This window comes from Pedobacter nutrimenti (assembly GCF_003208655.1).
Classification (GTDB): Bacteria; Bacteroidota; Bacteroidia; order Sphingobacteriales; family Sphingobacteriaceae; genus Pedobacter; species Pedobacter nutrimenti.
Genome location: NZ_QKLU01000002.1, coordinates 612,438 through 626,429, shown reverse-complemented (window position 1 = coordinate 626,429; position 13,992 = coordinate 612,438). Strand labels below are relative to the sequence as shown.

Below are 13,992 nucleotides of genomic sequence, written 5' to 3'. Positions count from 1 at the left end.
TTGTATCTTGCGCCATGGAGGAAAATAATCCCTGGACAACGCTTAAAAGTCGTAAAATTTACGAAAACAACTGGATTGGCCTGACAGAACATGAGGTCATTAACCCTTCGGGTGGCCCGGGCATTTACGGTGAAGTCCATTTTAAAAATTTCGCCATTGGTATTCTTCCCCTGGATGAACAGATGAATACCTGGCTGGTTGGGCAATACCGTTTTCCGCTTAAGGCCTACAGCTGGGAAATTCCCGAGGGAGGAGGGCCTTTGCACCTGGACCCTCTGGACAGTGCAAAAAGGGAGCTGATGGAAGAAACCGGCCTGAGGGCCAAAAATTGGAAGGAAATACAAAAAATGCATTTGTCGAATTCTGTAAGTAACGAACTGTCCATTATTTATCTGGCAACAGGACTTACCGCAGGCGAAGCCGAACCTGAGGACACCGAGCAGCTTACGGTCAGAAAACTACCTTTTGATCAGGCTTTTGAAATGGTCATGAAGGGAGAAATCACAGACAGCATGAGCGTTGCTGCCATATTGAAAACGAAAATACTAATAGCGCAAGATCAAATTAACAAGATATGAACAAACTTCTGGGATACGTATTGAGTCCTATATTTTACATCGGTTTTTTTCTTACCCTGGTTATATTTCAGCCCATACAATGGGTTTGTTATAAGTTTTTTGGCTATAAGGCACATAAATCATCTGTGGATGTCCTGAATTTTTTTCTGACCTATAACCAGTGGCTTCTGGGGAACTCCATCACTTTCGTTAACCAGCAGCAACTTCCTGAAAACCGCAGTATTGTTTTTATTGCCAACCACCAGAGCATGTATGATATTCCCGCCATCATTTACTTTTTAAGGAAATATCATGTGAAGTTCATTTCAAAAATAGAGCTGACCAGGGGAATTCCATCCATCTCTTTTAACCTTAAATATGGAGGAGGGGCAAATATTGACCGCAAAGACAACAAACAATCTATAGGGGAAATCATCAAATTGGGCCGTCGGATGAAAGAGAACAACTGGTCGGCCATGATTTTTGCAGAAGGGACCAGGGCCAAAGATGGAAAAATCAAAAGGTTCCATGTTGGTGGTATAGCGACCTTGTTAAAAATTAATCCGGAGGCACTGGTTGTGCCGATTGCAATTGAAAATTCCTGGAGAATTGTCCGTTATGGGGCTTATCCCCTGAGTACAGGTGAAAAGATCAGATGGACTGTACTTCCTCCACTGACTACTGCGGGAAAATCTCCTGAAGAGGTTACCGCGGAGGCCGAGCAGGTCATCCGGGAGAAACTGCAGCAATAGACTGCCACAGTTTTTAAAGATTTTTATTGTCTATGCGCTTAAAGAATTCATCACGGTAAGTATCCCCAATGGGGATGATTTTTCCGCTGATGGAAATCCGGCTGCGCTCTATGCTTTCAATTTTATCCAAAGAAATGATATAAGATTTGTGCACCCGGATAAACTGCCCCTGAGGAAGGGTTTCTTCCATCTTTTTCATATTCTGAAGGGTAATTACCCGTTCTGCCTTTGTAAAAATGGAAATATAATCTTTCAACCCTTCAATATAAAGGATGTCATCCAGTTCTATTTTTTGGATTTTATGTTCTGTTTTCACAAAAATAAAATCCTGGACCGGATGATTTGCCACCGCAGCCGGTGCGGCAACAGGTTGAGGCTGTGGCAGGGCCGCTGCCTCTGTATTTTTCACCAGGTTATGGACTTTTTCCACGGCCTTATAGAAACGGTCAAAAGCAATTGGTTTTAACAGGTAGTCAGAAACATTCAGGTCGTAACTTTCCAAAGCATACTGTGAATAGGCTGTGGTAAGAATGTAATTTGATTTACCGGTTGCAATTTTCAGAAACTGTATCCCGGTAAGGTCAGGCATCTGTATGTCCAGAAAAACAAGATCTATTCCGCCGGCCTGAACCAGTTGTAAGGCTTCAATTGCATTTTCTGTTCTTTTAACCAGTTCCAGAAAAGGCACTTTGGAAACATAGTCTTCTATGATGTCCAGAGCAAGAGGCTCATCGTCAACGGCAATACATTTAAGTTTCATCGGTTTATATTTATTATGGTTCATTTGTCAGATGAAACCTCTGATCATTAAAATAATTGTTTTCCCGAATAGTTAACATTTATTTTAACGAAACCGGTTTCATCATATATCAAGCATCAATTCACTGGTATAATGGGTATCCGAATTTACAATATTTAATTTATACCTTTCCGGATAGAGCAACTGCAGCCTGCGCTCCACGTTGTTGAGCCCAACCCCACCCATTTCATCTTTATTTTGTTTGTTCTTTTTATTGGTAATACTAAAATGCAATATTTTCTGATTTGCAATAATATTAATTTTAATCGGATTGTCTTTGTCATTGGCAACACCATGCTTAAAAGCATTTTCCACAAATGAAATCAGGATCAGGGGTACAATTTTCTGATCGTCAATTTCCCCGTTCAGGGTAAGTTCCACTGCTGCCCCATCCTTAAACCTTAGTTTCTGTAACTCTATAAAGCTTTTAACATACTCTATTTCCTTACTTAAAGAAACCCAGCTGTCATTGCTTTCATAAATCATATAACGCATAATTTCAGAAAGCTTTAATACCGCATCGGCCGTTTTATCTGATTTTTGATAGGCAAGGGAATAGATATTGTTTAAAGAATTAAACAGAAAATGAGGATTGAGCTGTGATTTTAAAAACTGCAGCTCCATATCTTTCTTTTCACTTTCCAGTTTCCGCTGCACCCTTTCATTGCCAAACCAGTCCACAGCGAGTTTGATCAGCGCACTGATGACAATAAAAAATCCTGAGGTAAATACCGACTTTAAAATAAACTCCGTAATCTCGGTATAAGCGGGTTTCCCCGTCCGCTGCTGGCCATGTGTTAAAATGATGTCATTGTAAAAAATAGCCAGAAGCGTTTTCAGAATGCCCATAAAAGCAATCAGCAGAACAATAGAAATGATGTAAACTCCATATTTCTTTCTCTGTTGGACCAACTGAGGGATCAGCAAGGTATAATTGATATAAAAAATAGAAATATTGATCAGACCATAATAACCAAAATTAACGGTCAGTTCATATACAGATGCTCTTCTTTCGCTGCTGACTACAGCCATCACACAGATCAGGGCCAGAAACAGCCAAAAAATCAGGTGTATGATAATTGAACCTCTACTCTTCATTTATATTTATGATCAGTTTATTCATCTAACAAAGATAATAACCGCCGGATCCTTTATTTACATTCTTTTATCTGGCATTTATAGCTTCCAAAATAAAAAAACTAATGCGCTGCGCGTTTGTCGATTCGACGAACGGGCATTTTTCTTCTACCAATGCCCGTAAAAGGCAAATTTGGCCCTGCTTCGTAAAAACAACCGTTTATCTAGAATATCCTACGCTTGGTCTAAAACATTTTAGCAGCATTTTTTAAATTATTCTATTTGTTTCATCAAAACGACCATTATGAAAACGTTAACGGCTAATTTCTTTCTAAACAACTTAAATAAACTGGTTAACACTAAATATACGACCATGAAAACTTTATCCAACATCTCACCATTTATTCTTTTACTTGTTCCTGTGTTTGTCATGACCTTACTGGCCTTTACCACCAGCATCAACAACCATCAGAATGAAGAGGCGGCACTTAAAACCAATACAACCAGTACCATTCAAAACCCATTGGTAAAAGCAAACGCGTTATTCTCGAAATAAGATGAACAGCCCGGCCATTCAAACCTGTGGACTAAATTATCATTTCGGTGATCAGAAAGTGATTGAGAACCTTTCACTGGAAGTAAATCGCGGGAGCATATACGGCTTTCTAGGTCCAAATGGCGCGGGTAAAACAACGACAATTAAAATTCTGCTGAACCTGCTAAAATCACCCAAAGACACTGTATTTGTATTTGGCAGGGACATGAACACCTATAGGACCGCAAATTTAAAAAAGATAGGCGCCCTTGTGGAGCAACCAGCAATATACGCACACATGACCGGCAAGGAGAACCTTTTGAACCGCTGCATGCTTCTTGGTCTTTCAAAAAACAAAGCATCAGAAATTCTGGAGCTCGTTGGTCTGGGTGCTGCGGCCCATAAAAAAACAGGGCAGTATTCGCTCGGAATGAAACAACGCCTTGGAATAGGCCTGGCCTTATTACCCGATCCGGAATTGCTTTTACTGGATGAGCCAACCAATGGCCTGGATCCAAACGGAATTATTGAAATCCGGAGCCTGATGATTGAACTGGCCACCAAACACGAAAAAACCATACTGGTTTCCAGCCATTTACTTTCTGAAATTGAAAAAACAGCCACTCATGTTGGCATCATTAATAAAGGTCAGCTGCTGTTCCAGGGAACCATTGAAGATTTACACCTACTGAATAAACCGGTACTGACCATTGAGCTCAACAATACGCAGGCAGCCGCACAACTTTTAAGCCGGGAAGGTTATCACATAGAAGAAACAAAGGCAGATCAATTGACCCTAGAGTACAGCTCTGCTGAGCAAAGCAGCCAGATAAACAGCCTGCTTGTACAAAACGGCTTTAACGTTTCCAGTTTACATCCCATCAGAAAGGCGCTGGAAGAACTGTTTCTGGACATCACAAAGACCAACAATTAATATGTTTTCACTATACATATCCCTGCGATCGGAATTTTATAAATCCAGAAAAACACTGGCTTTCTGGGCATCCATTCTATTGCCCCTGATCATTTGTGGACTGGTTGCTTTTGGAACCATCAGCACCCAGGAGCGAATCCTAAAAATGCATTTGAATGCCGAAACACTCTGGATGTATTTCTGTTCGGGGGCATTAAACCCCATGGGCCTGCTGATCCTTCCTTTCTATGTTATTTTTATGGCTTTTTCTGTGAACAACATTGAACACCGGAACGACACCTGGAAGTCACTGTTTTCCCAACCCTTGAACCGTTTTTCCATCTACGCAGCAAAATATCTTTATGCCCTAATTTTGGTTTTTATTTGTTTGTCTTTATTTCTGCTGCTCACCTGGGGTTTTGGAAATCTTATCCCTTTTGTGGCCCCAAAGCTTAGGTTTCAGGATTATAGTCCTATTGAACTGCTTTCTAAAATTTATTTCAAACTTTTCCTTTCTGCATTTGGGATCCTGTCCCTGCAGTTTATTTTCAGTTTACTGTGGGCAGATTTTCTAAAGCCGATGGGGATAGGTTTCATAGGGATCATAGCAGGCCTCATTACGGCAAGCAAGGGCTGGGAATATGCATACCTGATTCCTTATAGCCATCCTTCGCTGGTACTTTCCTCCAAAGGCAAAGAGGGCTTCCAACTTTTCACAACCGAAATATACGCCAGTCTTGCCTATGCATTGGTTTTATTCATTGCCGGGTATTTTATCCTGTCCAAAAAAAGCATTAAATAGATTATTAATTTAGGTGATTAATAGAAAGAAAAGGGCGGTATTTTACCGCCTTTTCTTTTGGATTACATTTTCCCCAGCTTTCCAAAGCAGGAAAAATAAATTTGCATAACTAATTAATTAGTTATAGATTTATATGAACGTTCTTGAAAATACCCGGACCTACTTAAAAAATATCTTAAACATTGACAACATGGAAATAAAAGACCTGACCAAAGCTGAAGAACAGATTATGCAAATTATATGGCAAATCGAAAAGGGCTTTGTAAAAGAGGTTATGGATTTCTTACCAGAACCCAAACCTGCCTACAACACGGTTTCAACGATTATACGTATTCTGGAAACCAAGGGTTTCATTGGTCATCATGCCTTTGGAAAATCGCACCAGTATTATCCCCTGATCAGCAGAGAAGACTATAAGCGTCACGCTACGGAGAAATTACTGGGCAATTACTTTGAAAACTCCGTCGAAAGCATGTTCTCTTTTTTTGTTAAAGAAGAGAAACTGGACTTGAACGATGTGGATGAGATCCTGAAAATGATTGATAAAATGAAAAACAGACCAAGATGAGCTGGGCACATTACCTCCTGCAAGCCAATATCTACCTGCTGGTATTTTATGGCTTTTATAAATTGCTGCTGGAAAAGGAAACCTATTTTACTTTCAACCGCATTTATTTGCTTTGTGCTGCCATACTCCCTTTTTGTATTCCCTTTTTAAGGTTCAACTGGTTCAGCAGCCCAAACATCAGCAAACCCATTTCAGTTGGAATGGAGCAGGTAAACGTCCTGCTGTCGGGAACTGGTCAACTTCGTGATGATTTATGGCAACTGAACACAGGCGCAGTTATCGTTTCGATATACCTGCTTGGCTTGTTTGTTTTTATGATCAAATTTATTCTGCAATTGTTCCTGGTTGCTTCCAGTCTGAAAAATACCAGAAAAGGAATGGCGACTTCTTTCCTGAACAAAAAATCTGTTGACCCTGAACTTCCGGGTCTTGAGGTCATCCATCAGCACGAAGACATCCACATCCGGCAACTTCATTCCGCAGACATCCTGTTATTTGAATTGATTGCGATGCTCAACTGGTTCAATCCTGTCATGTATGGCTATAAAGCTGCGATACGGAATGTCCATGAATACCTCGCAGACGAGCATGCAGCTGCTTTTAGTGAAACCAAAGATGCCTATGCCATGCTGTTGCTAAACAAGGCTTTCGGAATGTCTGAAAGTAAACTAAATCATAATTTCTTTAAACAATCCATGCTTAAAAAAAGAATTGCCATGTTATATAAAGAAAAATCTGCAAAAACTGCGGTATTAAAATACGGGCTCTTCCTGCCGCTTTTCGGAATGGCCCTGCTCCTTTCCTCTGCGAGTTTAAGGACCAATGAAAAGCTTGTTGCCCTCAGTGAAGAGCTTCCGCTGAACAACCCGGTATCTTCTGTAAAGGAAGCTATAGAACCTTTAAACATTGTTTTAAAGGATGCTCAGCAGCCAGGCCAGGTTAAAAAACAGGAAAAAATCTACGATTTTACTTCTCTTGACCAGCAGCCTGTATTTAAAGGCGGAGTAAACGAGTTGTACCGATACCTCGCAAAAAACATTAAATATCCAAAAAATGCAGTCCAAAGGAATATTCAGGGTAAAGTTTTCCTCTCTTTCATTGTAGAAAAAGATGGTTCTGTTAACCACATTCATGTTGACCGTGGCTTAAATACGGAAATAGACCATGAGGCGGTAAGGGTATTGGCTGCAATGCCAAAATGGAGCCCTGGAAAAATAAAAGGGAAAGTGGTTAGGGTAAAATACAATATCCCCGTTGCCTTCACGCTGAGCAATGGACAGAAAGAATCCAATAGCGCTTCAGCTCGGGCCAAAACCACTGATGGCCCGGCAGAGACCTGGGCAACAACTGACAAATCCATTGCTTTGGGCAAAAACAGCTATTTGAAACTAAGCAGTGGGGGCGAAAACGCCCCTCTTTATATCCTCAACGGAAAAAAGGTTGAAGACTTTGATGTCCAAACCATAAATCCCAATGAGATTGAATCCGTTAGTATACTCAAAAATTCGAGTGCAGCTGCCATGTATGCCGAAGAAGGAAAAAACGGAGTGATTTTAATCACCACCAAAGCACCTGGTAAACCGGCTTCAAAACCTGCTGCCAAAAGCACAAATTAAACAACCGCAAACCATAAACAACAAAAAACCCTGACCATAATGGTCAGGGTTTTTTGTTTAATATCCTTGTCTCGAGATATAAATTTATTAAATAGATTCTTCAGAAACAAATTTTGCGGAATAAAAATCTCTGTTCATTCTGGCAATATTCTCCAGGGAAATGCCTTTAGGACATTCCGCTTCACAGGCTCCGGTATTGGTACAATTCCCAAAACCTTCGGCATCCATCTGTGCCACCATGCTTTGTACACGACGATAGCGTTCTGGCTGCCCCTGAGGCAACTGGGCCAGCTGGGAAATTTTAGCCGAAACAAAAAGCATGGCCGAAGCATTTTTACAGGTGGCCACGCAGGCACCACATCCAATACAAGCCGCAGCTTCAAAAGCAGAGTCTGCCTGCACCTTAGGGATTGGAAGGTTATTGGCATCCTGTGCGTTTCCTGTATTCACAGAAATAAAGCCCCCAGAGGCAATAACTCTATCGAATGCAGTACGATCTACCATTAAATCTTTAATGACCGGAAAAGCCTTTGCTCTCCATGGTTCCACCACAATGGTATCGCCATCTTTAAAGGAACGCATGTGCAGCTGGCAAGTCGTTACCCCCTGTACCGGTCCGTGAGGTTGTCCATTGATGAACATAGAACATGCCCCGCAGATGCCTTCCCGACAATCATGGTCAAACACAACAGGTTCTTCTCCTTTATCAACCAGTCCTTCATTCAATACGTCAAACATCTCCAGAAATGACATATCAGGTGAAATATCAGATAATTTATAATCTACCAAACTACCTTTGGCATTGTTATTTTTTTGACGCCATACTTTCAGCGTTAAATTCATATTTCCTGTACTCATGGTATTGGGATTTTTTACCTATTTATAACTTCTTTGTGCAACCTTAATATTTTCGAATTTCAGCTCTTCCTTATGAAGCTCAAAGCTGACATCTCCTTTGTATTCCCAGGCAGAAACATAAGCATAGTTCACATCGTCCCTCAAAGCTTCTCCTTCTTCTGTCTGATATTCTTCCCTGAAGTGACCTCCGCAAGATTCATTTCTGTTTAAAGCATCCATACACATCAGTTCTCCAAGTTCAATAAAATCTGCAACCCTACCTGCTTTTTCCAGCTCAGGGTTCAGCTCATTGGCATCACCGGGAACCCGCAGGTCGGACCAGAATTCTTTACGCAATTGCTGGATTTCGGCAATACCTTGTTTTAATCCTTCGGCATTACGGGCCATACCGCAACGCTCCCACATGATTTTACCTAATTTTTTATGGAAATGATCTACCGACTTTGTTCCTTTAATCGCCAGGAATTTATCAAGGATCGCTTTTGCACTGGCTTCTGCCTCTACAAATGCCGGATGGTCATGAGGAATTGGTTTGGTAGCCAGTTCTTTTGAAAGATAAGCACCAATAGTGTAAGGAATCACAAAATAACCATCTGCAAGTCCCTGCATCAGGGCTGAAGCCCCCAAACGGTTTGCACCATGGTCAGAGAAATTGGCCTCTCCTAAAGCATATAAACCAGGTACAGTGGTCATCAGGTTATAATCTACCCATAAACCGCCCATAGTATAGTGAACCGCAGGATAAATACGCATTGGAAGTTCATACGGATCTTCACCGGTAATTTGTTTGTACATGTCAAACAAGTTGCCGTATTTTTCCTTGATCACTTCCCTGCCCAGTCTCATGCAGGTTTCTTTATCCGGATTGTGAATGTTGTGCTTGTTTGCTTCAATTCTGCCGTAGCGCTCTGTATTTGCCTTAAAGTCCAGGTAAACCGCCAGTTTGGATGCACCAACACCATATCCGGCGTCACATCTTTCTTTTGCTGCGCGGGAAGCCACATCACGTGGCACCAGGTTACCAAAAGCAGGGTAACGACGTTCCAGATAATAATCCCTCTCGTCTTCAGGAATATCTGTTGCTTTACGCGGATCGTCTTTTTTCTTTGGAACCCAAATTCTTCCGTCGTTACGTAAGGATTCCGACATCAATGTCAGTTTTGACTGATGGTCCCCTGAGACAGGGATACAAGTCGGGTGAATCTGGGTATAACAAGGATTACCAAAGAAAGCTCCTTTTTTATGTGCTTTCCAGGCTGCGGTGACATTGCTGCCCATTGCATTGGTAGAAAGATAAAATACATTCCCGTAACCACCTGTACAAAGCAAAACCGCATGTCCTGAATGACGCTCGAGTTCACCTGTAATTAGGTTACGCGCAATAATACCACGGGCTTTGCCCTCCACAACAACAACTTCCAGCATTTCGTGGCGGGTAAACATTTCTACTTTACCCATTCCAACCTGACGTTCCAGCGCACTGTAAGCCCCCAGAAGCAATTGCTGCCCGGTTTGACCGGCTGCATAAAAAGTTCTTTGCACTTGTGTGCCCCCAAAAGAGCGGTTGTCCAAAAGACCTCCATATTCCCTGGCCAGAGGTACACCCTGCGCCACACACTGATCTATAATGTTCGCACTCACTTCTGCCAAACGGTGAACGTTTGCTTCGCGGGCGCGGTAGTCACCACCTTTAATGGTATCATAGAATAAACGATAGGTACTATCCCCGTCATTCTGATAGTTTTTTGCTGCATTGATCCCACCCTGAGCGGCAATAGAGTGTGCCCGGCGAGGGGAATCCTGAAAGCAGAAACACTTTACTTTGTAGCCCATTTCTGCCAGGGTTGCCGCCGCTGAAGCGCCTGCCAGACCTGATCCTACAACAATGATCTCTATACTTCTTTTATTGGCTGGATTTACCAAAGGCATAGAAGAACGTAACTTAGTCCATTTTTCGGTTAATTCACCTTCTGGTATATGAGCATTTAATTCTGCCATGTTATTTTAAGCTTATACGTTCAAAAATTAATTAATAAAACCTGCATAAATTGCAATTGGCATTGCAGCGAAAAGCAATGAAATAAGGATTGAATACCAAATACCCAAACCTTTAATCAGGGGTGTATATTTTTTATGGTTCCATCCCATGGTCTGGAAAGCCGAAGAAAAACCATGTAACAAATGGTAAGCAAGGGAAACCATTGCCAGTACATACAAAATCACAATTTTAATGTCCTGAAAAGAAGCCTTCATCACTGCAAAAAGATCTTCATGTCCATTTGCATCTACCGTAGGGATCCCTGTAAATCTGGATACCACCCAAAAATTAGACAGGTGGACGATCAAAAAGATCAAAAGCAGGGTACCTAACAATCCCATAGACCTGGAATACCATTTACTGTTTGCTTTTCCGTTGTTGACCGCATATTTTACAGGACGGGCAGCCTGGTTCTGAAAAGTCAGGCGAAGTCCCTGCACAATATGTGCAATCAGACCTACGAACAAAACGATCTCACCAGCTCTGATCAGCCAGTTGGTGGCCATAAAATGTGCGCCAATATTAAAAGTAAGTCCGCCGTCATTAAAAAAGATCAGCGCATTGATTAAACAATGTACCACGAGAAATGAAATGAGAAACAGGCCCGTGATGCCCATTATTAATTTTTTTCCGATAGAAGAGGAAAAAGCGTTTCCGAAACTAGCCATTTGATTGTATTTTAGTTCTATTGTTGCAAAAGTATCTAATAAATGAATTAATTTGTTAAATCCAAGCACAAAATAACGGCATAAAAGCTATTTAGAAACGTTCTAAATTTTACAGAGCAATGACACGCCCTCTATGAAAAAATTAAATAAAGTCAAGAGCCTTTTATTTCCTATTCTCCTTTTACTATTGGCCTGCGGCCCGAATGAAGCTGTATTTAACATCCAATCCAAAGGTTTTGGCGCCAATTCTGTCCTGTCCATTAGTCTGGCCGACAGCAGGCAGCCCCTCGCAGCGGTTAACCTGGATAAAGAACAGCAAAGCTTAAAAATTTTCCGCCCTGAAAAAGGTTATGCCCAGCTGATCATCCATTCTGATCCGGAAAAAGAGTTTTGGATATACCTGGAAAAAGGCAATTATGACATCAATACCAGCAGCAGTGATGGATTTAAATATCCCCTGCAGCACTCCAGTTCTCAAAAGCAACAGGAGTTAATTGATTTTTATGCTTTGAAATTCAAAATGGGTAAAGACGCGAAAGACTTAAACGTGATCCAGGCTTTTGCAAAAACCCATCCGGCCACTGCATTAAGCATTTTTTTGCTGGAACAACTGGACCAGGCCGATCTGAACCACCAGCAATACCTTCATATCTTTAAAACCCTGAACAAACAGATACAGGAAAGTAAAGTTGGAAAACGCTTTCTGAAAGACATACAACTTGCTGGCGGCAGGGCCGCAGGATCTGATATGCCTGGGATCGCAGGAAAGGATCTGCAGGGAAAAAGCTTTGATAAAAACATCTTAAAAAAAATAAATGTGATTATTTGCTGGACCACTTATGACAAAACGTCCAGGGAAAACAACATACAGCTGATCGCCCTTTACGACAAATACCGCAGCAGGGGTGTAGAGTTTATAGGGGTTTCTTTGGACAGCAAAGAGAAATGGTGGAGAGAAGTAAGCAAAACCGACCGTCTGGTCTGGCCTCAGTACTCAGACTTGCTGGGGGCAAAATCTCCCAATGCTGAAAACCTGAGCAATCATCGGGTGCCTTACCTCTTTTTGACAGATCAACAGGGAAAAATATTAAGCAGCGATGTTTCTATTTACAATCTTGATGAGGAAATTGAGCGTAAGCTGAGCCATTGAAAACAAAAAGGCGGCCTGCATAACAGTCCGCCTTTTTGTTTTCAATGGAGCCTTTGTCCTTACTAAAAGGAGAACGTATAATTGTTTCCGTTCTGACCCACGCCTGAAATGGTTGTCATTCCATTTTTAGAAATAGGCAGTGCCGCTTCAACATCTTTAACACTATTCACCGGTTTTCCGTTTACGGTGGTAATAACCAGTCCCTTAGGGATATCCAATGAATCAAATGCTTTTCCTGGCTCAATTCCTGTGACCACAACACCACTTTTAAGACCAAATTTCGATTTTAGTTCCGCACTTGCAGGACTCAATGAAGCGCCCAGTTTACTGATGGTATTGCCTGTTGGTTTACCAGCAAGCGCTGGCTTAACAGCAGCACCAAGGCTGTCGTCTCCTTTAAGGGTAACACTGATGTTTTTTAGCTGCCCGTCTCTGAGCACACTCAATTGTACTTTATCACCAGGGCTCAATCTTCCGATTTTTTCCTGCAAATCAGGAGAATCATAGATCTCTATTCCTTCTACCTTTTTAATGATGTCCCCTTCTTTAATACCTGCTGCTGCAGCCCCTCCATTAGGGACCACCTCTTTCACATAAAGACCATTGTTGTCACTTACTTTAAGTTCTTTTGCAAAATCGGCATCCAGGGCAACAAAAGTCACACCGATATAGCCCCTTTTAACCGCTCCGTATTTTCTGAAATCTTCCAGTACTTTTTTAGCCAGGTTAACCGGAATTGCAAAACCATAACCTTCATTTGTACCCGTTTGCGAGGCGATGGCCGCATTGATACCAATCAACTCCCCATTCGCATTGACCAGTGCACCGCCGCTGTTACCCGGATTAATGGCCGCATCGGTCTGAATGTAAGACTCTATACTCGTATTGGTCAGCACCGGTCTTTTTCCTGTTCTCTGGTATTCTTCAAACTGCTGTTGCGTAGGCTGCTGGTTCCTGGCCAGGATACCAATATTTCTCGATTTTGCACTTACAATACCTGCCGTTACAGTGGTTTGAAGGTCCAAAGGAAAACCAACCGCCAAAACCCACTCCCCAACCTGTACATTGTCGGAGTTACCCATTTTAACCACGGGTAAATTGTTTTCATCTACTTTCAGCAAAGCCAAATCTGTATTTGGATCTGTTCCGATTACTTTTGCAACCACCTTCCGGCGGTCAGACAAAACCACTTCTACTTTCTCTGCATTTTCTACAACATGGTTATTGGTTACAATATAACCATCAGGGGTTAATATTACGCCTGATCCTGAAGCTGCCCTTGGTGCCCTTGACCTTCTGCCGCCACCTCCAAAAAGGTCTTCCATCATATCAAAGGGAGAGCCCGAACGGTCCGATGAAGAACTGTTAAATGTGGTGCGGATGTGCACCACTGCCGGTGATACTGCTGCAGCTGCCTGTACAAAATCTACAGAACCTGCAGAAGAAATTTTAACCGGGTTACTTGCAAAAAGCACTTTTTGCTTTTCTTCGATGGACATTCCATCATCACGACGCTCTAATAATTTATAGGCGCCAATTGCTGCTGCTCCTCCTATGAAAGCTGCTAAAACTATTAATCCTACCTTTTTCATATCTTATTTATTTCTCCTTTCATCTATTTGTTAATTTAATTGCCCTGAAGACAGAAGAACATTTATT

Annotated in this window: 14 protein-coding genes; 8 read left to right on the top strand and 6 right to left on the bottom strand. The window is 41.8% G+C overall.

Annotated elements, in window-relative coordinates:
- The first annotated feature begins 14 nt into the window (after window positions 1-14).
- Together B0O44_RS07500 and B0O44_RS07495 are read left to right on the top strand one after the other, a co-directional pair.
- Window positions 15-578, top strand: a complete 564-nt coding sequence (locus B0O44_RS07500) for an NUDIX domain-containing protein (RefSeq protein WP_110828774.1) — start codon at window positions 15-17, stop codon at window positions 576-578.
- Complete coding sequence (locus tag B0O44_RS07495) at window positions 575-1,309, top strand: lysophospholipid acyltransferase family protein (RefSeq protein ID WP_110828772.1); 735 nt, start codon at window positions 575-577, stop codon at window positions 1,307-1,309. The genes B0O44_RS07500 and B0O44_RS07495 overlap by 4 nt, the downstream gene beginning before the upstream one ends.
- A 13-nt stretch (window positions 1,310-1,322) precedes the next feature.
- On the opposite strand, the gene B0O44_RS07490 is transcribed toward B0O44_RS07495, so the two are convergent.
- Window positions 1,323-2,069 (bottom strand): LytR/AlgR family response regulator transcription factor, encoded by a 747-nt coding sequence (locus tag B0O44_RS07490; RefSeq protein ID WP_110829211.1) that lies wholly within the window; start codon window positions 2,067-2,069, stop codon window positions 1,323-1,325.
- Window positions 2,070-2,171: 102 nt separating this feature from the next.
- Window positions 2,172-3,206, bottom strand: coding sequence for a sensor histidine kinase (locus B0O44_RS07485; RefSeq protein WP_110828770.1), 1,035 nt, complete (start codon window positions 3,204-3,206; stop codon window positions 2,172-2,174).
- A gap of 283 nt (window positions 3,207-3,489) precedes the next feature.
- Between B0O44_RS07485 and B0O44_RS07480 the strand changes: the two genes are divergently transcribed.
- The 5 genes from B0O44_RS07480 (at window position 3,490) to B0O44_RS07460 (ending at window position 7,619) form a co-directional block, all read left to right on the top strand.
- The gene (locus B0O44_RS07480; protein ID WP_110828767.1) at window positions 3,490-3,741 is read left to right on the top strand and encodes a hypothetical protein; all 252 of its coding nucleotides are present in this window, start codon (window positions 3,490-3,492) and stop codon (window positions 3,739-3,741) included.
- A gap of 1 nt (window position 3,742) precedes the next feature.
- A complete protein-coding gene (locus B0O44_RS07475; protein ID WP_110828765.1) occupies window positions 3,743-4,654 on the top strand; it encodes an ABC transporter ATP-binding protein in 912 nt (303 codons plus the stop codon).
- Between the two features lies 1 nt (window position 4,655).
- Entirely contained in the window at window positions 4,656-5,435 is a 780-nt protein-coding gene (locus B0O44_RS07470) for an ABC transporter permease (protein WP_110828763.1), read from the top strand.
- A gap of 190 nt (window positions 5,436-5,625) precedes the next feature.
- Entirely contained in the window at window positions 5,626-6,003 is a 378-nt protein-coding gene (locus tag B0O44_RS07465; RefSeq protein WP_110829209.1) for a BlaI/MecI/CopY family transcriptional regulator, read from the top strand.
- Complete coding sequence (locus B0O44_RS07460) at window positions 6,000-7,619, top strand: M56 family metallopeptidase (protein ID WP_110828760.1); 1,620 nt, start codon at window positions 6,000-6,002, stop codon at window positions 7,617-7,619. Before B0O44_RS07465 ends, B0O44_RS07460 begins: the two co-directional genes overlap by 4 nt.
- A gap of 87 nt (window positions 7,620-7,706) precedes the next feature.
- On the opposite strand, the gene B0O44_RS07455 is transcribed toward B0O44_RS07460, so the two are convergent.
- Genes B0O44_RS07455 through B0O44_RS07445 form a run of 3 tightly spaced genes read right to left on the bottom strand, consistent with a single transcriptional unit; the run spans window position 7,707 to window position 11,183 of the window.
- Window positions 7,707-8,477 (bottom strand): succinate dehydrogenase/fumarate reductase iron-sulfur subunit, encoded by a 771-nt coding sequence (locus B0O44_RS07455; RefSeq protein WP_110828758.1) that lies wholly within the window; start codon window positions 8,475-8,477, stop codon window positions 7,707-7,709.
- An 18-nt stretch (window positions 8,478-8,495) separates the two neighbouring features.
- On the bottom strand, window positions 8,496-10,475 hold the full coding sequence (locus B0O44_RS07450) for a fumarate reductase/succinate dehydrogenase flavoprotein subunit (protein WP_110828756.1): 1,980 nt from the start codon (window positions 10,473-10,475) through the stop codon (window positions 8,496-8,498).
- Between the two features lie 27 nt (window positions 10,476-10,502).
- A complete protein-coding gene (locus B0O44_RS07445) occupies window positions 10,503-11,183 on the bottom strand; it encodes a succinate dehydrogenase cytochrome b subunit (protein ID WP_110828754.1) in 681 nt (226 codons plus the stop codon).
- A 133-nt stretch (window positions 11,184-11,316) separates the two neighbouring features.
- Here B0O44_RS07445 and B0O44_RS07440 point away from each other — a divergent pair, with 133 nt between their 5' ends.
- Window positions 11,317-12,333, top strand: a complete 1,017-nt coding sequence (locus B0O44_RS07440; protein WP_110828752.1) for a TlpA family protein disulfide reductase — start codon at window positions 11,317-11,319, stop codon at window positions 12,331-12,333.
- Window positions 12,334-12,395: 62 nt separating this feature from the next.
- On the opposite strand, the gene B0O44_RS07435 is transcribed toward B0O44_RS07440, so the two are convergent.
- Window positions 12,396-13,925, bottom strand: a complete 1,530-nt coding sequence (locus B0O44_RS07435; RefSeq protein WP_110828750.1) for a trypsin-like peptidase domain-containing protein — start codon at window positions 13,923-13,925, stop codon at window positions 12,396-12,398.
- Window positions 13,926-13,992: the final 67 nt, after the last annotated feature.